We start from the raw sequence: 22,365 nt of genomic DNA, 5'->3' as shown, positions 1-22,365 counted from the left end.
CACACTTCGCGTACCTTTATACTAGACAAAATAATAGGCAAGAGGCTATGCCTTGCAGCAAATACTGTCAATACTACGAGGGGGCGAAGAGGATGGGAATGATTGGCTTATACAAGGCTTTGCCGGAGCAGGCGATTAAACAACTTGCCGAGGGGCAATTGGATGCAGGAGAAGTAATAAGCACCAGTGGGGACCAGCTAGACATCGACAAAGCATGGCAAGGCATTCATTATGCCCTTACCGGCGAACTGATCGGAGGAGAGCAGCCGCTTAGTTACGTCGTACCTATGATTGATGGTCAAGGGCTCGATCTGGGCGATTTTGGAGCATTCTATCTGTATCCTGCTCAAGTGCAAGCCACGGCCGAGGCGATTAAGAACTTTACCCAAGAGGAGTTTGCTGCTTTATTTGCCAAATATGATCCACTTCAGGAGGAAGTATATCCTGCAACAGCAGAGGATGACGCTGAGGAGTTTCTCGCATATCTGTACCAATATTTCACCGACATTCAAACCTATTATCAAAATGTGGCTGCGACAGGTAAAGGCATTGTCTTTTATATTGTCTGATATGAGTAATAGTATGCCGAAAACATAAGCGTTGATATCATGACAACACAAAGGAACCCACGTCTGACGTGGGTTCCTTTGTGTTTTTATTTCTTTTCCGTGGCCGCCGGATTCTCTTCATAGCTAATCCAGTCGCTCCAGCCGCATACAGACACGCCGGGTTAAGGGGAAGCACAACAACCTGCTCGATGACAAAATGTAAAATACTATTGACATTATTCTGAGAAAGCAGTACGCTAAAAATGTAAAGAGAATTTTACATTTTAATATGTTATTTGGGAGGTTATCTTATGAAAAAAATGGATGAGATGGAGCAACGCATTAACCAAAAGGGGATTAAATGGAGTTATGCATTTATGGTATTGGGGCTTCTGGTTTGGGGAGTATATCACTATGTGAACTACAGGGAAGCCTCGTTACCTTTAATTTTGATGATCTTGCAATATGTTGTTTATTTTTTGGTTACAAGTGTAGAAAAGATGAAGATGGATGACAGTAATGGCAAAAAGCAGCTACTATCTGTTTCCGGTTTTATTCTTCTTATGTTAGTCTTTGGCGCAATTGCCTACGTGATGATTGGACGCTAATTGCTATGAACAATCGTATAAGAGAGCTACGTAAGGTACTAAAATACACACAGGAGGAATTAGCCACAGCGTTAGATGTCACCCGTCAAACGATCAATGCCATTGAAAATGACAAGTATGACCCAACCTTGCTACTTGCTTTCAAACTAGCCAATCAGCTTGGAACCACTGTAGATGAGTTGTTTACACCTGATCAGAATAAATTGAAATAGATTTCATTAAATGCTGTTTTAAAACCCATGAGCACAGCAAAGTGCCGCCCAAAGCCCTACGGCTCTAAGCGGCACATTCTCCTAATACACATCTGTATGCTGTTTGGAAGCAGTCAGTTCTCTCCCGTAGCCACCGGGTTCTCCTCATAGCTAATCCAGTCGCTCCAGCCTCCCGGGTATAACCTCACATGCGTGAAGCCGATTTCCTTTAAGGCCAGAATGTTCGGGCAGGCCGAGACGCCGGAGCCGCAATAGACCACGATCTCCTGGTCCTTATCTAGTCCGGAGAAATGTTCCTCTAACGCTGCTGTTGATTTGAGCCGTCCTTCTTCGGTCAGAACTTCCTTCCAGAAATAATTGAACGCATTCGGAATACTTCCGGATTTGGTGTCAATAGGCTCTTCCAGGCCCAAATAACGTCTGTGCTCCCGGGAATCAATAAGCACTTTGGCTGTGGTTTCAACCTGTGCAGACGGGTCCTGGTAGGCGATCTTGCGAACCTCATCCAGCGTGGCGATAAGCTCTGGCTGCGGGCGTGCTTCAAATGTCTTGGGTATGACCACCGGTTGGTCGGCGGTAAGTGGAAAGGCTGCTTCTTTCCAGACACTAAAGCCTTGCTCTAACAGGAAGACTTGCTTGTGTCCAAGGTAGGTGAGCATCCACCACAATCTTGCGGCAATCATTCCCTCATTGTCGTCATAGATGACGATGCGGTCGTCCTGGCTCAGCCCGGCTCGTCCGAAGGTGTAAGCCATCTGCTCTGGCTCAGGCATAGGATGTCTGCCACCATGCTGGGACAGAGGGGCGGACAGGTCCTTGTCCAGGTCGAGATATACGGCCCGTGGAATATGTGCTTTATTGTACCGTTCTCTTCCGGCAGGGGGATCGTTCAACCAGAAACGGCAATCTACGATGACCAGATCAGGCTCATACATGCGGGCGAGCAGCCACTCTTTTGATACCATCTGATTCATATTAAATCCTCCAAGGTTACAAAATAGGCCGCTTCACATGGAGCGGCCTTATCCACTTCTAAATATAGCACAAAGGTAAATCGTAGGGTAATGTTATGGGCATGGCACCCAATCCAGACTTCCTCCATACACCGGATGGTACCGCCAAACGCTGCACAGGCCATCCCGGGTACTATCCGTGCCTTTGTCCTTCTGACCTGTCTTATCTTTATCCTTGTCTTTGTTATCCTTCTTCTCGGCATCCTTTTTCTTTTGTTCTTCGACCAGTCTCTGATGCTCGGCAAGGCTTTCTTCCAGGTATTTATTGAAATTGTCCGTCAATTCTTCCTTAGTCATATTGCTCTCTTTGAGGAAGTCCGTATCGTAGATGTAAATTTGTTTCAGGTAAGGCTGCCACAATACCAAGGCTTCGCTGGCCTCGCTAATAAATCGCAACGGTACGAATGTGAACCCGGCTTGAACCAAGGCAGGTTCGGATAACTTAGCAGGGGCTTGATTGACCAGAGCATCCTTGCTACCGATGGTTAAGGACAGTTGAAGTCCTTCTTTGGCTCCTTTTACCGTTTTCGTCACAGGGTCCCAGGTTAACTCCATTCCTAGCGCTTCAAACAAAGGACGCATAGGTACAAAGGTGGTTCCATTTTTAACAAGAGGGTCGACTTCAAGTTCTAATTGCTGATCATTCAAAAGGACAGTGATTGCCTGATTGCTGGCCTGAGCTTCTGCATCTGCTGTATATGAGCTTCCACCAATAGCAGCAACGGCCACAACCAGGATCATGGCGATGTATTGTTTCCATTGAAACGCGGCATTCTTCACTAAGCAACAACCTCCTTTTTGTAAAAGGATACCTAATGAATAGAGTGCTGTAAATAAGGCGAAGCTCCTCATTTGGCCTCTTGCAAATTTTCATTGAGGAACGGCTTTATCTTAGCTATAATGAAGTGGTTTGCATGGATATCAGGCAAAACTTTCGATGGAAAGCTGGGAATTTAGAAGCATATGCACACTGCGGTCAAGCCCTTGGGCAAGCATGAAATTTTGTATGTTATCGGCATTATTGCCATCTCGTTCTCCTCTATTTTTATTCGTTGGTCCCATGCCGACGTATCGGTTATTGGGATGTACCGCATGTTCTTGACCAACCTGCTAATGCTTCCGCTGTTGTGGAGATACCGCGAGGAACTGCGTGAATTAAGCGCAAAGCAATGGAGAGGTCTGTTGTTCTCCGGTCTGATGCTGGGGCTGCATCTGTTGTTATGGATGAGTTCACTTCGACTAACGACGGTAGCCAGTTCCACCGTAATCTTAACCTTAGAGCCGATCATTGTAATGTTCGGGTCCTTTTTTCTGTTCAAGACGAAAATCAACAAGGCAATGGTCATTGGCGTAACGTTGGCTCTCCTTGGCTCGATTGCGATTGGCTCTGGGGATTTTGCCCTGTCACGCCAGGCTGTCACCGGGGATCTCTTGTCTCTGCTTGGCACGGTGGCAATCGCGGTGCATATGCTGGCAGGCAAGCGACTGTTGCATCATGTGAGCGCCTTTGTTTATAACTTTATCGTATTTTTGGTGGCTGGTATGGTCATGGCGATATACAACTTAGCTGCTGGCATTCCGTTCACTGGGTATAGTCGGGGTGAGTGGGGCATTTTCTTATTGCTGGCCGTCATTCCTACTTTATTCGGTCATTATTTATTCAACTGGCTTATGAAATATTTAAGTGCTTCCGTCGTATCCATGGCGGTGCTGGGTGAACCGGTATTTGCTTCATTACTTGCTTGGGTACTATTAAAGGAAAGCCTGACCCCGTTGCAGCTATCTGCCGGGGTACTAATCTTGTTCGGAGTCTGGATCTTTATTCGTTATGGTAAGGAGGCTCCGGTATTGGAGCCGGGTAGCCCGCAGATTTTGGCTGCGGGTGCAAGGCAGGAAGGAAAGGTGGGCTAGGGTAGGTTAACGGCAGGGCTACAGCAGCATGCATGGCTTAACTTGGCATACGTAGTTATTTGCGCACCTCGAAGAACTGGCATTCCTGGCGTGGGTGATAGGCTAGCTCGCTAACGCTGGACTGGGTAATGACCGTCTCCTCGGTAAAGCGAATCATGATGCTCCCCGAATCAATGAGGTGATCGTTATGAAACACGCGAATACGCAGCTTCTTGTCGATAGCTTCCTGGAAGTCCTGCTCTGTAAATAGTTGTCTGACGGTAGGCATGAATGGCTTCTCCTTATAGTGGGTTAGATTGTTAAACATATCTGTTATTGTACCTGCTGCTTTCCCGTCTGAAAAGGGAGGGCGAAGCAGGCAGGGCCATCGCTTGCTTGCGATCGCTTACGAATAGCGATTCGGTAGGTGGGAGGGGATACGTATCTAGTGGCCGTCTCCGTCTAGTGCACCCTGTCCCCTGGCACATCGTACCTTAATGCTGATGCTCAATAGTGGGAGCGCCAGTGGGAAATCCTCCTGCTAATTTGGGAAAATGGGCCGAATTTCGGCGTTTAACTGGAAAAACTCCCTATAAATCCACGCTTTAGCACCAAATCCAACGTTTTAAGCCGAATTATATGGAGGAATTCCCTATAATTGCGCAATAAGGCGGGTAAAGAGAAATATTAGCTGGAGGATTTCCTGTTAGTGTGGAATGTTGGGGGATGTTCATTATAGCTCCCTCCACTAAATAATGGCTGAGCAAGGATATCAACCGTTAGGCGGTTGTCTGTGAAGCGAGTTCTTGCTCAAAAGAGGGCCGATCCGGTGTACTACGCTGGATCGGCCCTCTCAAATATTAGTTTAGAAGGTTAGACAATAGCAGGGACAGAGCAGCGCAGCGTAGGTGAATCCTACGTGAGCAGCGGAAGGCTCGGGTAGAGTTCAAGATTCGAAGCCGCTCCATCTCCCGGAAATGTCTTCGTGATGGGAAGCAGAATTTTAGATTTCCTGTTCAATGAGGATCTAAAATACAGGTTTCCAGCACCGAGAAGGTTGGACGATATCAGGGACAGAGCAGCGCAGCGTAGGTGAATCCTACGTGAGCAGCGGAAGGCACAGGTAGAGTTCAAGATTCGAAGCCGCCCATCTCCTCGAAATTTCTTCGTGATAGGAAGCAGAATTTTAGATTTCCTTAGAGATGCCCCAGCGGAGGATGAGTCCGGCGTGGGTGAGCCCACCCCCAAACCCGTAAAGCATCACCCGGTCTCCAAGCTTCAGCCGCCCTTCACGAACTGCCGCCTCCAACGCTAATGGAATAGAAGCGGAAGACGTATTCCCCATGTCCTGGACACTTTGCAATGTCTTGGCCAAAGGCATACCGGACTTCTCACAGATGGATTCAATCATGCGCATATTGGCACTATGCGGGACAAACCAATCGATGTCCTCTAGAGAGAGCCCAGCTTGTTGCAGAAGCTGCTCTATGCCGGAAGAAACGGTACGTACCGCCCATTTGAACACCTCGCGTCCATTCTGGACGATTTTACCGTTGCCGATGAGAGGGATGCCGTCCATATGTTCCGCCAAGCCTGAACGGTACACGTGAATCCCACCCTCTCCGTTGGTACCGAGCGTGAAGGCCTCGAACCAGGATTCTTCGGGGTCACCTTCTACCAGAACGGCCCCGGCTCCGTCACCGAACAGAATACAAGTGTTTCGGTCGCTGTAATCCGTGATTTTGGACATCGTTTCCCCGGCAACGACCAGGACTTTGCGATGCAAGCCCGCAGCGATCAAGCCATTAGCCAGGTGCAGGCCATAGGTGAATCCCGCACAGGTAGCGTTCAGATCAATAGCGCCAGCTTGCTCCATGCCAAAATGCTGCTGAATACGGCAGGACACGGTAGGGAATGAGTAATCCGGTGTCGTAGTGGCAACAACGATGAGTTCCACATCATTCAGGGCTACGTGATACCGGCTTTGTAGTTGTTCAACTGCTTGTATACAAAGGTGTGAGGTGAACTCGTCTTCAGCGGCGATATGCCGCTGCTTGATGCCGGTGCGCTGAACGATCCATTCGTCGTTGGTATCCACCATTTTCTCCAGATCATTATTGGTAAGAATCCGCTCGGGAACATAGGAGCCAATGGCGGTAATGCGGGCATGGTTTAACTGAGTCATTCCAATCACTCCTTCATTTTTTTAGAATCAGATATTAAAACCTGGTACTAAACCGCTAATTTGTTTATATCATTTTTAAAATAAATGTTCAATCCTTTTTAAGCAAGTGAGGTATTTATCTCCAGTCAAACTTCGCGCCAAAGGCAGGAGGGATGCTATAATAAGGCAGAAGAAGGGAGTGTCTACGTCCATTTATGAAGACATTAGTATTGGCGGAGAAGCCATCGGTAGCAAGAGAAATTGCGCGGGTCATCGGTAGCCGCGATAAGCATAAGAGTCATTTTGAGGGTCCCAAGTATGTCGTGACCTGGGCCTTAGGCCATTTAGTAGGATTGGCTGAGCCGGAGGAATATGACGGGAAGTACAGGCAATGGTCCCTTGAGGATTTGCCGATTCTTCCGGGGAAGATGAAGCTGAAGGTACTGCGCGAGAGCAGCCACCAGTTCAAGGCGGTACAGCAATTGATGCGACGTCAGGATATCGGTGAACTGGTTGTAGCTACAGATGCCGCTCGTGAAGGGGAACTGCTGGCTCGGTGGATTATGGATATGGTGAAGTGGAGCAAGCCGTTCAAGCGGTTATGGATATCCTCGCAGACGGACAAGGCTATCAAGGAGGGCTTTGCCTCGTTGAAGCCGGGCAGCCAGTATGAGCGGCTGTATCAATCCGCGCGCTGCCGTGCCGAAGCTGACTGGATGGTGGGCCTGAATGTTACCCGGGCATTGACGACGAAATTCGGTTCTCCGTTGTCGGCCGGGCGGGTCCAGACGCCAACGCTTGGAATGATCATGGAGCGTGAGAATGAAATTACTCGCTTCCGCTCGGAAGAGTACCATGTGCTACGGGCCAACTTCGGTTCCTTCGAAGCGGTCTGGCGGGGAACGAACGGAGATTCACGTATTTTTGATGCTGACCGGCTAGAGGCGCTGAAGCACAAGCTTGAGGGAGCCTCCGGCAACATCGTCAAGCTGGTGAAGAACGAGAAGACGATCCCGCATCCATTGGCTTACGACTTAACAGAATTGCAACGGGATGCCAATCGCCAGCTTGGCTTCTCGGCCAAGCAGACTTCTAACGTATTGCAGCGGTTATATGAACAGCATAAGCTGGTCACTTATCCGCGCACTGACTCACGTTATTTAACAGCCGATATGGCGGATACATTAAAGGAACGGCTCACCAGTGTAGCCGTGGGGCCTTATGCTCCATTGGCCCGGCCGCTCCTGCGCAAGCCGTTGCCCCTTGGCAAGCGGATCGTGGACGACAGCAAAGTCACCGATCATCATGCCATAATTCCAACCGAGCAAACGGTATTATTGAATGCGCTAAGCCCGGAGGAACGCAAGCTGTATGATTTGATCGTCCGGCGGTTTATCAGCTTATTCTATCCTCCCGCAAGCTTTGATCAAGTCACGGTGACGGTGGAGGCAGGCGGTGAGACACTGCATGCCAAGGGAACGACGATCAAGGATAGCGGCTGGCGGGCCGTTTATGACGGGCAAGCGATGGAGGACGAGGCGGAAGAGGAAGACGATAGTCAGTCAGCCTTGCCGGAGCTGAAGCAAGGGCAGAAGCTCTCGGTTCAGCGTTGCCAGGTGCTTCCGGGACGGACCCAACCGCCGAAGCGCTATACCGAAGCGGCCTTGCTGACCCAGATGGAGAAGCATGGCCTGGGAACCCCGGCCACCCGCGCGGACATTATTGAGAAGCTGGGCCATTCCGATACGATTGAACGGCAGGGCAATGCGCTGCATCCGACAGGCAAGGGCAAGCAATTAATCGAGCTTGCTCCAGCCGATCTTCGCTCACCGAATCTGACCGCCCGCTGGGAAGCGGAACTGGAGCAGATTGCCCGGGGTCAAGGCAAGCCGGAGCCGTTCCTGCACGGCATTCGCGAGATGGCTGTCGAGCTGGTTCGCGGCGTCAAGTATAGTGAAGCAACCTATAAGCCTCATAATGTATCGAACAGCCATTGCCCGGATTGTGGAACGCGTCTACTGGAGAAGAAGACGGGCCGGGGCATGATGCTCGTATGTCCAAGCGAGGACTGCGGGTATCGTCGCTCCGGTGAGAAGCGCTTGTCCAATCGTCGTTGTCCGCAATGCCATAAGAAAATGGAGATGAAGGAAGGCAAGGCGGGGATGTATGTGCAATGCTTGTCCTGTGGTATTACGGAAGTGATGAATAAGGACAGCAAGCATGTGAACAAGCGAGAGCAGCAAAAGCTGGTCAAGCAATATTCTCAGAACGAATCCGCTGGAACCAATCTGGGAGACCTGCTTAAGGCAGCCTTGGAGAAGAAAGGCGACGCTTAGAAGCGCGTGAAACAACAGGAGCCTGAGCGGCGCGTCAAACCTGCGTCTACGTAGTTCCAAAACAGGAAGGAGGTTGTGTATGAGAATAGCTTTGCTAATCTGGTTTCTCTTTATCAACACCGTGGCGTATCTGGTCATGTCTGACGATAAGAAGCGGGCCCGGCAAAGACGCGACCGGGTACCGGAGAAGACCTTGTTCCTGCTGGCTGCTTTGGGCGGGGCCCTGGGTGTGCTGCTGGCGATGAATGCCAAGCGGCACAAAACGAAGCATATGAGCTTTCGCGTCGGTATCCCATTATTGCTGTTGCTGAACGCCGTGCTCTATGGCTATTTTCTAATATGATTCTTTAAAAGATAACACCGCTCTCAACTGGAAAATTCGGGCTTGGCTTTTCTACCGGGGCCAAACGGGGTATATAATGATATGGAGCAAGATGTTCCATGGCTTACCTCGTTGATTCCAGAACAAGAGAGAGGTGCTTATGATGTTATACCAAAAAATATTGGTAGCGTATGATGGATCGAAGGCGGCGAATAAAGCGCTGGACAGGGCCATTGCCTTGAGCAAATTGTCACCCGGATCGCAGCTTCAGGTGCTGCATGCTTATGACTTCCCTCGTCTGTATGTGGCGGATGGCTTTGCTCCCGTACCCGCTACGATGAATAAGGATTTCTACGAGCTTGCAGAGCAGACCGTGCTGGAAGCGGAGAAGCGGCTAACCTCGGTAGGCGTTGTTCCCAGCGTGACCATGGTGCAGGGTCCTCCGGCGGAGACCATCTTGGACTATGCGAAGGAGCACGGAGTAGATCTGATTGTGATCGGTAGTCGCGGACTGGGCGGCATACGTCAGTTCGTCCTCGGTAGCGTCAGCCATAACGTTGTACAACATGCCGAAATTCCGGTGCTTATTGTCAAATAAATCATTTATACCAAAGCTTCCATCCCTACAATTTGTGGGGGTGGGAGCTTTTTTTTTGCGTGAGGATAGCTAACGCTTGTCCATCGTCGTGCCCATTATTTTTCGTGCAAAATGGAAAGAACGCATAGGAAAATGTAGTTTTATATAGTCTTTGCAGTAAGGTTAATTTCAAATGTCACGATTACTCACATACATTTGGCATTAGCAGGACAGGGGAAGGGAGGAAGAGAGTTGATCCATTTTGGCCAGGTCGATAAGCATTATGGGCATTTCCACGTACTTAAGGAGATTAACCTGGAGGTTGCAGAAGGTGAGGTCGTGGTCGTCGTGGGTCCATCCGGCTCGGGCAAAAGCACGATGCTCCGCTGTATCAACCGTCTGGAGACGATTACGAGCGGTGAGCTGAATGTGGGAGGCATTCCCGTCAACGACCGCAAGACCGATATCAATCAACTGCGGCGGAACATTGGTATGGTCTTTCAGCACTTCAATCTGTATCCCCATAAGAAAGTGATTGACAACATCACGCTGGCGCCGGTCAAGGTGCTGGGCATCACTAAGGCGGAAGCGGAGCAGACGGCGTTGTTCTATCTGGAGAAGGTAGGCATTGCCGACAAGGCGCAGGCTTATCCTTCTCAATTATCGGGCGGACAGCAGCAACGGGTGGCGATTGCGAGGGGGCTCGCCATGAAGCCGAAGATTATGCTCTTTGATGAGCCGACCTCGGCGCTAGACCCGGAGATGGTAGGCGAGGTGCTGGACGTGATGCGTAACTTGGCCCGTGAAGGGATGACGATGGTGGTGGTGACGCATGAGATGGGCTTTGCACGTGAAGTGGCCGACCGCATTATTTTTATGGACCAGGGGCAGATCGTGGAGGAAGCGGGACCGGAGGAGTTCTTCTCCCAGCCCCGTGAGGAGCGAACGCGTACCTTCTTGAGTCGGTTGTTAAGCCACTGATAGCCTGTAATAGCCTGTAATTGTATAAATTGAAGGAGGAACTAGATATGAGAAAAAGCATGAAATTGTTCAGTATTGCGGCGGCTTGTGCAGTATTTGTCTTGGCTGGCTGTGGAAGCAATGGGGCAGAGGGGAATTCAGCCAGCGGTGGTAACACTTCGGCTCCTGCGGCTGGGGAGAGCGCGGGTGCCGCCTTAGGCAAAATCAAGGAACGTGGCAAGTTGGTCGTCGGGGTAAAATATGATACCAAGCTCTTCGGGCTTAAGGACCCGGCCAGCGGCAACGTGGAAGGCTTTGATATCGATATTTCCAAGGCGATTGCCAAGCACATCCTGGAGGATGAGAACGCCATCGAACTGAAGGAGGTGACCTCCAAGACGCGGATTCCCATGCTGAATAATGGTGAAATCGATATGGTGGTTGCCACGATGACGATCACGGAGGAGCGCAAGCAGGAGGTGGATTTCTCCGATGTCTATTTTCAGGCTGGACAATCGCTGCTAGTCAAGAAGGGCAGCGCTATTCAGGGCATTGAAGATGTGACGGCAGATACGACGGTGCTGGGGACGAAGGGCTCGACTTCGGTCAAAAACATTCGTGATCAGGTATCCGGTGTGAAGGTGCTGGAATTCGATAACTATCAGGATGCCTTCAATGCACTGAAGGCCGGGCAAGGCGCCGCATTGACCACGGACGACTCCATCCTGTACGGCATGGCTGCTCAGGACCCGAATTACGAGGTGGTAGGCAAGCCATTCACAGATGAGCCTTATGGCATTGCTGTGCAAAAAGGAAATACGGACGTTGTAGAAGCCATTAATGAGACCTTGAAGGCACTTCATGATAGCGGGGAATACGATGCCATTTATGAGAAATGGATTGGCAAGAAGCCCGCTGAGTAAGGAGTAATCTGATGGACATTACAATACTCACCGAGTATTTCGGTACTTATATGGAAGGATTTCGGGGAACGGTGCTGTCCAGCCTGATGGCCTTGGCCGGCAGCTTCCTGCTTGGGGCGCTGATTGCGGTATTCCGCATCGGCCCTCTCCCGCCCCTTCGCTGGTTCGGCACCGGATATGTGGAATTCCTCCGCAATATTCCGCTACTGCTGGTCGTCTACATTTTCTATTATGGGCCCTCGGTGCTCGGGATGCCGCTGGATGGCTTCACGGCCGGAACGGTTGGGCTGGCAGTCTACACCTCATCCTTCATAGCGGAAGCGATTCGCGCCGGGATTATGGCGGTTCCTCAAGGGCAGACCGAAGCGGCACGCTCTTCCGGACTTAGTTATTCGCAAACGATGGTGCATGTGATTTTACCCCAGGCCATTCGGTTGGTCATACCGCCGCTAGGTAATCAATTCATTAATTTGATCAAGAATTCCTCCGTGCTGACCATTGTGGCTGGCCTGGATTTGATGTATTTTGCTGACATCATTAATGCCGATACGTACCGTACCTTCGATACTTATGTATTTGTGGCTCTGTTCTATCTGGCGCTGACGCTCCCGCTAAGCTACGGCGTAAGGGTCTGGGAGCGAAGACTTGAGCGGAAATATGAATAGGCTGCTTGTGCGAAAGGAGGGTGAGAGATGGACTTTATAGGAGCGTACAGCGCCGAGAATTTAAGCTTTCTGATGGAAGGTCTGGGAGTTACCTTGATTGTAGCCGGAGCCTCCATTGTACTTAGCTTTCTTATTGGCTGCGTGGTCGGCATTATACGTTATATTCAATTGCCAGTGCTGTCACCGGTGCTCATGGTAAGTGTAGAGCTGATTCGTAATTTACCGTTGCTGCTAATCATTTTCTTTATGCGGTTTGCGCTGCCGGAGGCTGGAATTCGTTTGGGTCTGGTCACGGCGACGATTATTGGCTTGACGATCTTTGAAGCGGCGATGATTGCGGAGATTGTGCGCGGAGGGCTGAACTCCATCGATCGCGGGCAGGTGGAAGCCGCACGTTCATCCGGTCTGAGCACATTCCAGACCTTATGGCATATTGTGTTGCCTCAAGGGCTGAGACGAATGATTCCGCCCCTGGTCAGCCAGTTCATAGCGCTGCTGAAGGATACGTCGCTGGCGGTGGTCGTCTCTTTGCCGGAGTTAATGCACCATGCGGGCATTGTCATCGGGCATGGCTATAGCTATACCATTCCGATTCTGCTGCTGGTAGCTCTGATTTATTTTACCGTCAACTTCATGTTATCGATGGTCTCCCGCAGATTGGAGGCCCGGCAGGCTTGAAATCAATTCTGACATACACCTGACACTCCGTGAAATGGAAGGTATAGGCGATAACTCCGAAATATGGTACGATAATGGGCAACAATGAGTTGACGGAATGTGGTGAGGGCCATGGGGGTCGCCTTTTTAAAGTCCCGATATGTGCAAATCGGCGCGGTTGCGTTCGGTACTGCGATTGCCGGAGAATTGAAGATTAATCCTTTTGCCGGTGATATCTTCCGGATTGGCCTGGGGAGTAGCGCGTTCTTGCTGTTCTTGCTGCTTATGCGGCGGCTTCCCTATGTCGCTACGGGAGTCGTGACGGGCATGACGGTGTTGCTGTTCCGCATGGGCCTGGATTCGCTGATGGATCATGGCCTGAATGTGGTGGAAAGTCTGACTCGGCATTGCTCGGCGGGAATTTACTACATCGTATTTGCATTGGGAATGAACGCCATCAAGCTGCGGCTGGACCGCTTCTATCCGCTCGCTTTGGGGGCGGTCATGGCCATCATCGATTTGATGTCCAATGAAGCCGAGCTTCTGACCCGGCTGCTCGTCACCGGGACGACTACCTTTCAACTGAACGAGTGGTCCTTCTTGATGGCGATTGCGATGCTCCGTACCTATTTTGTGACTGGCATTTATAGCAGTATTGCCGTTAGTCGGATGCGAATTATTCAGCAGGAGCAGCATCGGCGGATGGAGCAAGTGCTTGGCTTTAGCTCTGGACTGTATGGTGAGGTGTTCTATTTGAAGAAGTCCATCGGTACGCTAGAGCAGGTGACTCTGCGCAGCTATGAGTTATACCGTGATTTGAAGGAGGAGGACCGTGACGGGCCTGCCCATCAGGTGCTTGGCATTACCCAGCAAATCCATGAAGTGAAGAAGGATTCACAGCGCATTCTGGCCGGGCTGATCAAGCTGACGGATCAGGAAGTACCGGGTGATATGTTGTTGTCAGGTCTTCTTCATTATACGATCAAGAGCAACCAGCAGTATGCGGAAATGCTAGGCAAGAGTATCGTATTTACGCATAAGCTGATGTTCGATTACGCCACCGTGAATTATATTCCTCTGCTGACACTGTTAAATAATCTGACAGCTAATGCGGTGGAGGCCATACAAGCTCAAGGTCAAATTCACTTGGAGGTTCGGGAGCAAGCGGGACTTACCTTGTTCATGGTGAGCGATAGCGGGAGCGGGATTCATCAGGTGGACCGGGAGCTGCTGTTCGAGCCGGGCTTTACGACTAAATTTGATGAAGAAGGTATTGCTGCTACGGGAATTGGTCTATCGCATGTGCGCGATATTGTGAAGCAGTTCGATGGGGTTATTTCTATAGGAAGAGCTCCGGGGCTCGGGGGCGCCTTGTTTCAGGTAAGAATATCTACGGATGCATTACGCAAATCCCAGGTACATATGCAGATTTGACGGCAGGAATGCCACTACCTCAGTAGAGGAGGAGCCCATAATGTCTCTATCTTTCTGTATCGTAGATGATGATGCCGGTGCAAGGAGAATGCTTCAGCATATTATCGAAGACAGTGGTCTTGGCGAGGTGACCGGTGCGGCTGGCGACAGTCTGGAGGGGGTGCGGCAAATCTTAAGCGAAGCGCCCGATATCGTATTAATGGATTTGCTTATGCCGGATCAGGATGGTATCGAGGCCATTGATTCGCTACGCGCTCAAGGCTGTAATTCCCGGTTTGTGATGATTTCGCAAATCGAGAATCAGGATATGGTGGGCCGGGCTTATCGCAGTGGCATCGAGTTTTTTATTCGCAAGCCCATTAATCGGATCGAAGTGGAAACGGTGCTGCGAAAGGTAAATGAGCGTTACGCGATGAGTCATTATCTGGACGAAATTAAGGCCAGTCTGAAGAAGCTGGAGGGTTTGCGAGACGTACGCCTTGTGCCCACGGGCAAACGGACGGTACGAGAAGCGATTCAGCCTATCCTGATGAACATGGGACTAATCGGTGAGGCGGGCAGCCGGGACATGATTGCGATTATGGATTTGTTGCTGGAACGTGGGGATAACGGCAATCTGCCGCCGCTGAAGGAGCTATACTGCCAAGTGGCGTCGGCTTACAAGAGCAAGCCGGAGGACATCGCCAAGGAAGTTAAGGCCATCGAGCAGCGGCTAAGACGTGCTTTGACAGCCGGATTATCCAATCTGGCTTCCTTGGGTCTTACCGATTACGGCAACCCCCGCTTTGAATATTATGCGCCGCTGTATTTTGACTTTGAGGATGTACGGTTGAAAATGAAGGAGATCGAAGAGGAACGCGAGCCCAGCGGCAAAGTGAAGGTGAACATCAAGAAATTTTTGCAGGTACTGTACATTGAGCTACAGGAGCAGATGGGGAGGAACACCTGAAGCCGTAGCCATGGTGAACCTGGGGAGCCTGACGGCCGATATGGGCTTCCACTCGCTGTTCCAAGCTCCATATCGGCTTTTTTGGCAACCCCTCGCAATTAATCCACGACCTGGAACCACCCAGGTGCATTCATAATCATTCCCCATAGGCCATCTGGTATGGCAAGTTCCGTCTGGGCGGAGCGAGAGATGACCGTCTTGATCTGTTTCTCTTGACCACCTTGCACCAACTCGGCCCAATTCGGATTCAGTATCATGGCATGTCCAAGGGCGATCAGTGGAACCCCGGTGTTCAACGCTGCCAAGACATCCTCAGGCGTATATAGACCGCCTACCCCGATAACAGGAACACGTTCGCCCACATGCTTCTGAATCATAACGATTCTTGAGACGGCTGAATCGCTGCTTCTTCTTGGTCCGGCCCAGAAGCGGTCCACAGATACATGGACATAGTCCAGGTTCTGTTCGGCCAGCACGTCCAGGAATTGCAAGGTGTCTTGCATTATAATGCCCGGCTTCTCATTCTCTTCGGGCGAGATGCGGTACCCCACGGCGAAGGGAGAGGTGGCATAGGCGGCCACGGTGGCTTTCACCCGGCGAATGACTTCCAGCGGAAAGGCCATCCGTTTTGCCAGCGTACCGCCCCATTGGTCTTCTCTGCGATTAGCATGTGGGGAGAAGAATTGCTGAAGGAGAAAGCCGTTGGCCCCATGAATTTCAACGCCGTCAAATCCGGCTTCAATAGCTCGGCGGGTCGCTCCAGCAAAGTCATCCAGTACGTTGTTGATGTCTCCATCAGTCATGGCTTGGGGGAGGGCTGAACCAGGTCTTGCGGCAGCGACGGCGCTTGGAGCTATTACCCGTCCTTCCGGAACAAGTGCTGAAGGGCTTAGTCTTCCACCATGATAAAGCTGTACAATTGCTTTCGTCCCTGAGGTCTGTATAGCGGCAGCAAGCTGCTTCAATCCAGGCAACAAATGGTCCCCGTCAATGGCGAAGCCCTGATGAGTCATTTTGCCGTTGGCTGAGACAAGCGCGCTGGAGGTGATTACGGCACCCAAGCCTTGCGCCCGGGTTCGGTAATAATTCAATTCCTCTTGGGTTACTTCCCCCTGGCTACCGGATGAGGCAATCGTCATAGGGGCCATCAGAATACGATTGTTAAGGGACACGCCTGAAGGCAGATGATACGGTGAAAATATAGGCTGATTAATTTCTTTCATAAGTGTTTTCCTCTTTTCTTTGCGATATTGTAGTCATGTTGAATATTACGGACCTATCGGTCCAAAAATGTCATGAGAAGGCGGATGGAATTTCCCCACTACTATTCCACCATCTCAAAGATGACACTCACAGCGTCTTCAATTCGGGAAAGATCGGATTGTGCGCGTACCATGACGTTGATGCCTTGCAGGGAGACTGTGAGAAAACGGGCCAGCTTCAGCGATTCCAGGGGCGTTTGCAAGGAACCATTATGCTTCCCGCGTTCAATGGCTTGCAGAAAGGCATCCTCCACATCTGCGAAATCACTCTCTACCATACCTTGAAGCTGGGCATCATGGGGCGCCAGTTCGACAGCTTCATTAGATGTCATGCAGCCCAGGGAGGATTTCTTATCATCCAGCAAAGCCTGGAAGGCTGCGCGGATCCCTTGGGGAACGTCTTCGGTGCTTAAGCATTGATGCAGGCCGGATAGCCGCTCGTCCCGATAAAGCTGGAAGGCACGGATGAACAAATCGTGTTTGTTGCCAAACGTTTCGTACAAGCTGCTCTTACTTAACCCGGTAGCGTGAATAATGTCGTTTAAGGAAGAAGCTTCGTATCCTTTGCTCCAGAACAGCTCCATGGCCTTACGCAATACCTCGATTTCCTCAAAAGCGCGGGGACGGACCATCTACATCACCTCCTGAAATCACTATACACTATTCGGGACCTATCAGTCCATAATAAAATGACTTATGGTTTAAAGGCGAACATTCGTATTTTACATTCATTTAATGTTCGTGTTTGAGTTGACATAAAGGGGGAGCGATTGGTACACTAGGGGAGAAAAGGCGGTTCGCCGCCGAACATAATGAACTCGTATAATGCCGGGAATAAGGCCTGGAAGTATCTACCCGAGAACCGTAAATTCTTGGACTACGAGCGAATACGGATCGAAGTAAGCCTGGGCCAAATGCACCGGGCTTTGCGTTGCCACGCGGTTTTTGTCTACTGGTGGCGCACATGTTCCGTGTTCCTTCGAAGGTCCGGAATGGATGGAGAATACTTGCTATTTTCCAGGGAGTTCCGGACCTTTTTAACGCCCTGGTGATTACCTATAATACGTGTTCAAAAAGTTGGGTTTACAGGACCGAGAAGGTTGGATGAAGCCAGGGACTGAGTAGCGGAGCGTACGTAGTGGGTACGTGAGCAACGGAAGGCCCGGGTGAATTCAAGATTCGATGTCGAATTCACTTCTCGAACAGCTTCGTCATGGGAAGACGACTTTTTGAACAACCCTTATAATGAATGTATGAAGGCTCAATTCAAGAATCAGTGCTTGACAAAAGACATCTATAGAACGGAGGGTCGTAGGGATTCTGGAGAAACTTAAAGCTTTCTGAAGGAAAGCTGCATCGAAAGCCTATGCTTGGTCGCCTTTGCGAGTGGATTTCTACCTTATAGGAATTTAATAAATTAGGAAATCCAGGAACAATAGCGATCGGAAGAACCCTACGAACCCGTAGCGCCTCATTGCTCCCATGTCAAGCACTGATTTCGGTGTTGAGCCAATATGAATGTCCATCATCTATAGAAAGCAGGTTGAAGCATGACAGCACAGGTTGCCGTAATTATGGGCAGCAAGTCGGATTGGGAGACCATGTCCCACACTTGCGCCATTTTGGAGGAACTGAGCATCCCCTACGAGAAAAATGTCGTATCCGCGCATCGTACGCCGGATTTAATGTTTGAGTTTGCGGAGCAAGCTGCAAGTCGTGGAATCAAGATCATTATTGCCGGTGCCGGGGGCGCTGCCCACCTGCCAGGGATGGTCGCGGCGAAGACGACGCTGCCCGTGATCGGTGTGCCGGTGAAATCGGCGGCACTAAGTGGAATGGACTCCCTGTTGTCCATCGTGCAGATGCCCGGCGGCATCCCTGTAGCGACGGTGGCGATCGGTAAGGCGGGAGCCGTCAATGCCGGTTTGCTGGCGGCCCAAATACTTGGCGTATTTGATGCCGACTTGATGGCTCGCGTCGAGCAGCGCCGAGATCGGATCAGAGATGAGGCGCTTGGCAGTAGTGCTGAGCTGGGAGCGGTCGAATGAGTGGAAATTTGTTGGACAAAGCTAGCGGTAACGGTGGCACGCCTGTGATTGGTCCGGGGGGGACGATCGGAATACTGGGCGGAGGACAGCTTGGCCGCATGATGGCGCTGGCCGGCAGCAATATGGGGTATCGCTTTGTAACGCTGGACCCTACACCGGATGCTCCGTGTGGGCAGGTGGCGGAGCAGATTGTAGCCCGCTACGATGATCAGACCGCAGCCCGGGGGCTGGCGCAGCGATCGGATGTCATTACTTATGAATTTGAAAATGTGGATGCCAAAGTCGCTGCTCTATTGGAGGAAACTTCACTTGTACCGCAAGGAAGTCGGCTGCTCTATACGACGCAGCATCGGCTGCGTGAGAAGCGGGCTGTTGAGGCGGCCGGGGTCAAGGTAGCACCTTACGAGGAAATCAGCAGCGAGCAGGAATTGCGCTCTGCGGTGGAACGTTTGGGTTTCCCCGCTGTGCTTAAGACAGCGACCGGTGGTTATGACGGCAAGGGACAGTGGGTACTTCGCTCGGCAGAGGATATTGCACCTGCTTATGAAGAATTGAGCCGTGCGGGTACAGAACTCGTGTTGGAACAATTTGTTCCTTTCGTCAAGGAGCTGTCTGTCATTGCGGCGCGTAGCCCTCGTGGCGAGGTGAGCACCTTTCCGGTGGCGGAGAATATTCACCAGGACAACATTTTGCATATTTCTATCGTTCCCGCACGGATTGAAGATGATGTGAAGCGCAGGGCTGAGGAACTGGCGGCACGAATTGCGGAAGGCATGGAAGCAGCGGGATTGCTGGCTGTGGAAATGTTTTTGACAGAGGGTGGGGAACTGTTCGTGAACGAACTGGCTCCACGTCCACACAACTCTGGTCATTATACGATAGAAGCCTGCACCACCTCGCAATTTGAGCAGCATATACGGGCTATTTGCAATTTGCCGCTGGGTCGTGCGGAGCTACTGACACCCGTGGTTATGGTGAACGTGCTGGGTGAGCATCTGGAAGCGGTTCGTACGGCGATGGCAAGCGGACAGTGGCTTTCTATAGAAGGTGAGCAAGCGGAGGATGCCGTTCAACGAGCGGACAAGTCCCACAAGGGACGGTCTTCGGTTGTACCCAAAGTGCATTTATACGGAAAGAACGGAGCCGCACCCAAACGCAAAATGGGTCATATCAACCTGCTTTGTCATGAGGTAGAAGACGCGCTTCAATGGATTGAGCAAACCAAAATTTGGAGGAATGAACACAAATGATCGAACGCTACAGCAGACCGGAAATGAGAGCGATCTGGACCGAAGAGAACAAATTCAAAGCGTGGCTGGAAGTAGAGCTTTGCGCCTGCGAAGCTTGGGCCGAGCTTGGCGTTATTCCGAAGGAAGATGCAGCGTTGCTGCGCCAGAACGCCTCCTTCGATATCGACCGCATATACGAGATTGAACAGGAGACGCGCCATGACGTAATCGCCTTCACCCGTGCGGTATCTGAAAGTCTGGGTGCGGAACGTAAATGGGTTCATTACGGGCTGACTTCCACAGATGTGGTTGATACGGCGCTGGGTTATTTGTTGAAGCAAGCCAACGAAATTTTGGAGAAGGATATTGTCAATTTCATTGAAATCTTGAAGGAAAAGGCACTCGCCTACAAGGACACACCGATGATGGGTCGCACGCATGGCGTGCATGCCGAGCCAACCACCTTTGGTCTGAAGATGGCATTGTGGCATGAGGAAATGAAGCGGAATCTGGAACGGTTCCGTCATGCGGCCGACAATGTGCAATATGGTAAAATTTCCGGCGCGGTAGGTACGTACGCCAATATTGATCCGTCCGTGGAGGAGTTCGTATGCCAGAAGCTGGGTACGAAGGCAGCGCCGATCTCGACGCAGACGCTTCAACGTGATCGCCATGCCGAGTACATGGGCACGCTGGCGCTCGTCGCCACTTCGCTGGACAAGTTCGCAACGGAAATTCGCGCCTTGCAGAAGAGCGAATTCCGCGAGGTAGAAGAAGCTTTTGCTAAGGGGCAAAAGGGTTCTTCGGCCATGCCGCATAAGCGCAATCCAATCGGCAGCGAGAATATCTCTGGCTTGTCTCGCGTCATTCGCGGACATATGTTGTCCGCTTATGAGAACGTAACGCTGTGGCATGAACGCGATATTTCCCATTCGTCGGTAGAACGGGTTATTTTGCCAGATGCGACCATGCTGCTGAACTATATGTTGAACCGCTTCGGCAATATTGTGAAGAATCTGACGGTGTTCCCGGAAAATATGAAGCGCAATATGGGTCGTACATTTGGTGTGCCTTTCTCAGGTCGTGTGCTGACGATGCTGATTGACAAGGGCTTAAGCCGCGAGCAGGCCTATGACACCGTGCAGCCACGGGCGATGCAGGCTTGGGAGACCCAGCGTCAGTTCCGTGAGATTATTGAAGAGACGCCAGAGATTACCAGTGTGCTTAGCAAAGAAGAGATCGAGGATGCCTTTAATCCGGCATGGCATTTGAAGCATGTAGACACCATTTTCCGCAAGCTTGGATTGGAATAGGCAATAACCTGGAGGAGGAGCGACAACATGCCAGTATCGGCAATTTCCACGGCAGCGGAGATGATTCAGGCGCCACTGCTGTACAAAGGCAAGGTTCGGGAGCTGTATGATTTAGGGGAGCATTACCTGATCGTGGTGACGGATCGCATCTCGGCATTCGACTACGTGCTTGACCCGGCGGTGCCGGACAAAGGAAATGTACTGAATCGTCTGAGCGCATTCTGGTTCGAGAAGACGAAGCAGGTACTGGATAATCATGTCATTCATACCGATGTGGAGCGGCTCGGTGAAGTGATTCCGGCTCAGCACCGCGAGGCGCTAAGGAACCGGATCATGGTCACACGCAAGGCGGAGCGCATTGATATTGAATGTGTCGTGCGCGGTTACGTGACTGGCGGGGGCTGGCGGCAATATGAGCAAAGCGGCGAGATCAACGGCATTCAGTTGCCGGAAGGCCTGCGCAAGAACGCCAAGCTGACTGATCCGATCTTCACTCCGGCGGCCAAGAATGACGTGGGACATGATGAGGATATTTCCTTCGAGGCCATGGCGGCACAGGTTGGCGAGGAATTGGCCGAGCAGTTGCGCAGCCGGAGCCTGGAGATGTACGCTTTCGCCCGGGATTACTGCGAGGAACGTGGCATTATCCTGGCCGACTGCAAGCTGGAGTTTGGGCTAGTGGATGGAAAGCTGATTTTGATCGATGAAATCTTCACCCCTGACGCCTCTCGCTTCTGGGCGCAAGAGAACTATGCCCTGGATATTGAGATCGACAGCATGGATAAAGAGCCTGTACGCGCCTATCTGTCCGGCACAAATTGGGACAAGAACAGCGCGCCTGACCCGCTTCCAGCGCAGGTTGTAGAGGAAACGACGCGGCGTTACCGTGATATCTACCAAAGGCTGACCGGTAGCGAACTTTCGTAAGCAGGATTTGGTAAAACAGCATTCATTTGATTGATAAAAATATGGACGTGAAGTCCGCACCTTTAGGAGGAATACGAGGAACATGATAAAAGCGAGCGTATATGTCACGATCAAACAAAGCGTACTTGACCCACAAGGGGTTGCCGTTCAGGGGGCGCTTCATTCCATGGGGTTCAAGGAAGTGGATAGTGTCCGCATCGGCAAATATATGGAATTGGTGCTCGATACCCATGATCGCGCTGAGGCGGAAGCCCGCGTCAAAGCCATGTGCGAGAAGCTGTTAGCTAACACCGTAGTTGAAGATTACCGCTTTGAATTGGAGGGCTAA

24 protein-coding genes and 1 riboswitch are annotated in these 22,365 nt (G+C 51.1%); of the genes, 18 read left to right on the top strand and 6 right to left on the bottom strand.

Annotated elements, in window-relative coordinates; translation table 11 throughout:
• The first annotated feature begins 92 nt into the window (after window positions 1-92).
• From AC1VOR_RS18750 to AC1VOR_RS18740, 3 genes are all read left to right on the top strand, one after another.
• Window positions 93-569, top strand: coding sequence for a YfbM family protein (locus AC1VOR_RS18750; protein WP_482620047.1), 477 nt, complete (start codon window positions 93-95; stop codon window positions 567-569).
• A 290-nt stretch (window positions 570-859) separates the two neighbouring features.
• On the top strand, window positions 860-1,156 hold the full coding sequence (locus AC1VOR_RS18745) for a hypothetical protein (protein ID WP_482620045.1): 297 nt from the start codon (window positions 860-862) through the stop codon (window positions 1,154-1,156).
• Window positions 1,157-1,161: 5 nt separating this feature from the next.
• Window positions 1,162-1,368 (top strand): helix-turn-helix transcriptional regulator, encoded by a 207-nt coding sequence (locus tag AC1VOR_RS18740; RefSeq protein WP_482620044.1) that lies wholly within the window; start codon window positions 1,162-1,164, stop codon window positions 1,366-1,368.
• 113 nt (window positions 1,369-1,481) lie between these two features.
• Here the strand turns inward: AC1VOR_RS18740 and AC1VOR_RS18735 are convergent, their stop codons facing one another.
• Together AC1VOR_RS18735 and AC1VOR_RS18730 are read right to left on the bottom strand one after the other, a co-directional pair.
• The gene (locus AC1VOR_RS18735; protein WP_482620042.1) at window positions 1,482-2,342 is read right to left on the bottom strand and encodes a sulfurtransferase; all 861 of its coding nucleotides are present in this window, start codon (window positions 2,340-2,342) and stop codon (window positions 1,482-1,484) included.
• A 93-nt stretch (window positions 2,343-2,435) separates the two neighbouring features.
• The gene (locus tag AC1VOR_RS18730) at window positions 2,436-3,161 is read right to left on the bottom strand and encodes a copper amine oxidase N-terminal domain-containing protein (RefSeq protein ID WP_482620040.1); all 726 of its coding nucleotides are present in this window, start codon (window positions 3,159-3,161) and stop codon (window positions 2,436-2,438) included.
• Between the two features lie 183 nt (window positions 3,162-3,344).
• On the opposite strand from AC1VOR_RS18730, the gene AC1VOR_RS18725 reads away from it, so the two are divergent.
• A complete protein-coding gene (locus AC1VOR_RS18725) occupies window positions 3,345-4,292 on the top strand; it encodes a DMT family transporter (protein WP_482620039.1) in 948 nt (315 codons plus the stop codon).
• Between the two features lie 55 nt (window positions 4,293-4,347).
• Here AC1VOR_RS18725 and AC1VOR_RS18720 read toward each other — a convergent pair whose 3' ends face one another.
• Window positions 4,348-4,560: a hypothetical protein gene (locus AC1VOR_RS18720; protein WP_482620037.1), complete on the bottom strand. Its 213-nt coding sequence runs from the start codon at window positions 4,558-4,560 to the stop codon at window positions 4,348-4,350.
• 897 nt (window positions 4,561-5,457) lie between these two features.
• Window positions 5,458-6,456, bottom strand: coding sequence for a beta-ketoacyl-ACP synthase 3 (locus tag AC1VOR_RS18715; RefSeq protein ID WP_482620035.1), 999 nt, complete (start codon window positions 6,454-6,456; stop codon window positions 5,458-5,460).
• Between the two features lie 194 nt (window positions 6,457-6,650).
• Here AC1VOR_RS18715 and AC1VOR_RS18710 point away from each other — a divergent pair, with 194 nt between their 5' ends.
• The 9 genes from AC1VOR_RS18710 to AC1VOR_RS18670 all read left to right on the top strand — a co-directional run bounded on the left by AC1VOR_RS18710 (window position 6,651) and on the right by AC1VOR_RS18670 (window position 15,258).
• Window positions 6,651-8,771 carry a DNA topoisomerase III gene (locus AC1VOR_RS18710; protein WP_482620033.1) on the top strand — a complete coding sequence of 707 codons (2,121 nt, stop codon included), beginning with the start codon at window positions 6,651-6,653 and terminating at the stop codon, window positions 8,769-8,771.
• Between the two features lie 79 nt (window positions 8,772-8,850).
• Entirely contained in the window at window positions 8,851-9,114 is a 264-nt protein-coding gene (locus AC1VOR_RS18705) for a DUF1294 domain-containing protein (RefSeq protein WP_482620031.1), read from the top strand.
• Between the two features lie 142 nt (window positions 9,115-9,256).
• Window positions 9,257-9,691: a universal stress protein gene (locus AC1VOR_RS18700; RefSeq protein WP_482620119.1), complete on the top strand. Its 435-nt coding sequence runs from the start codon at window positions 9,257-9,259 to the stop codon at window positions 9,689-9,691.
• A gap of 231 nt (window positions 9,692-9,922) precedes the next feature.
• Complete coding sequence (locus tag AC1VOR_RS18695; protein ID WP_482620029.1) at window positions 9,923-10,651, top strand: amino acid ABC transporter ATP-binding protein; 729 nt, start codon at window positions 9,923-9,925, stop codon at window positions 10,649-10,651.
• A 47-nt stretch (window positions 10,652-10,698) separates the two neighbouring features.
• A complete protein-coding gene (locus tag AC1VOR_RS18690; protein WP_482620027.1) occupies window positions 10,699-11,553 on the top strand; it encodes a transporter substrate-binding domain-containing protein in 855 nt (284 codons plus the stop codon).
• 11 nt (window positions 11,554-11,564) lie between these two features.
• Complete coding sequence (locus tag AC1VOR_RS18685) at window positions 11,565-12,218, top strand: amino acid ABC transporter permease (protein WP_482620025.1); 654 nt, start codon at window positions 11,565-11,567, stop codon at window positions 12,216-12,218.
• A gap of 27 nt (window positions 12,219-12,245) precedes the next feature.
• The gene (locus AC1VOR_RS18680) at window positions 12,246-12,896 is read left to right on the top strand and encodes an amino acid ABC transporter permease (RefSeq protein ID WP_482620023.1); all 651 of its coding nucleotides are present in this window, start codon (window positions 12,246-12,248) and stop codon (window positions 12,894-12,896) included.
• 111 nt (window positions 12,897-13,007) lie between these two features.
• Complete coding sequence (locus AC1VOR_RS18675; protein WP_482620022.1) at window positions 13,008-14,309, top strand: ATP-binding protein; 1,302 nt, start codon at window positions 13,008-13,010, stop codon at window positions 14,307-14,309.
• 40 nt (window positions 14,310-14,349) lie between these two features.
• Window positions 14,350-15,258, top strand: coding sequence for a response regulator (locus tag AC1VOR_RS18670; RefSeq protein ID WP_482620020.1), 909 nt, complete (start codon window positions 14,350-14,352; stop codon window positions 15,256-15,258).
• Window positions 15,259-15,356: 98 nt separating this feature from the next.
• On the opposite strand, the gene AC1VOR_RS18665 is transcribed toward AC1VOR_RS18670, so the two are convergent.
• Window positions 15,357-16,481 carry an NADH-dependent flavin oxidoreductase gene (locus AC1VOR_RS18665; RefSeq protein WP_482620019.1) on the bottom strand — a complete coding sequence of 375 codons (1,125 nt, stop codon included), beginning with the start codon at window positions 16,479-16,481 and terminating at the stop codon, window positions 15,357-15,359.
• 101 nt (window positions 16,482-16,582) lie between these two features.
• Window positions 16,583-17,152: a TetR/AcrR family transcriptional regulator gene (locus AC1VOR_RS18660; RefSeq protein WP_482620017.1), complete on the bottom strand. Its 570-nt coding sequence runs from the start codon at window positions 17,150-17,152 to the stop codon at window positions 16,583-16,585.
• A gap of 166 nt (window positions 17,153-17,318) precedes the next feature.
• Window positions 17,319-17,420, top strand: a riboswitch (purine riboswitch).
• Between the two features lie 650 nt (window positions 17,421-18,070).
• Between AC1VOR_RS18660 and purE the strand changes: the two genes are divergently transcribed.
• From purE to purS, 5 genes are all read left to right on the top strand, one after another.
• Window positions 18,071-18,568, top strand: a complete 498-nt coding sequence (gene purE / locus AC1VOR_RS18655; RefSeq protein WP_482620015.1) for a 5-(carboxyamino)imidazole ribonucleotide mutase — start codon at window positions 18,071-18,073, stop codon at window positions 18,566-18,568.
• The gene (gene purK / locus AC1VOR_RS18650; RefSeq protein WP_482620013.1) at window positions 18,565-19,818 is read left to right on the top strand and encodes a 5-(carboxyamino)imidazole ribonucleotide synthase; all 1,254 of its coding nucleotides are present in this window, start codon (window positions 18,565-18,567) and stop codon (window positions 19,816-19,818) included. Before purE ends, purK begins: the two co-directional genes overlap by 4 nt.
• Window positions 19,815-21,110, top strand: coding sequence for an adenylosuccinate lyase (purB, locus tag AC1VOR_RS18645; protein WP_482620012.1), 1,296 nt, complete (start codon window positions 19,815-19,817; stop codon window positions 21,108-21,110). The genes purK and purB overlap by 4 nt, the downstream gene beginning before the upstream one ends.
• A gap of 27 nt (window positions 21,111-21,137) precedes the next feature.
• On the top strand, window positions 21,138-22,037 hold the full coding sequence (locus tag AC1VOR_RS18640) for a phosphoribosylaminoimidazolesuccinocarboxamide synthase (RefSeq protein ID WP_482620011.1): 900 nt from the start codon (window positions 21,138-21,140) through the stop codon (window positions 22,035-22,037).
• Window positions 22,038-22,119: 82 nt separating this feature from the next.
• Window positions 22,120-22,365, top strand: a complete 246-nt coding sequence (gene purS / locus AC1VOR_RS18635) for a phosphoribosylformylglycinamidine synthase subunit PurS (RefSeq protein ID WP_059050613.1) — start codon at window positions 22,120-22,122, stop codon at window positions 22,363-22,365.

The organism is Paenibacillus sp. 1SOY10 (genome assembly GCF_056836745.1).
The sequence above is the reverse complement of the archived record's forward strand: the minus strand, read 5'-3'. Positions and strand labels throughout refer to the sequence as shown.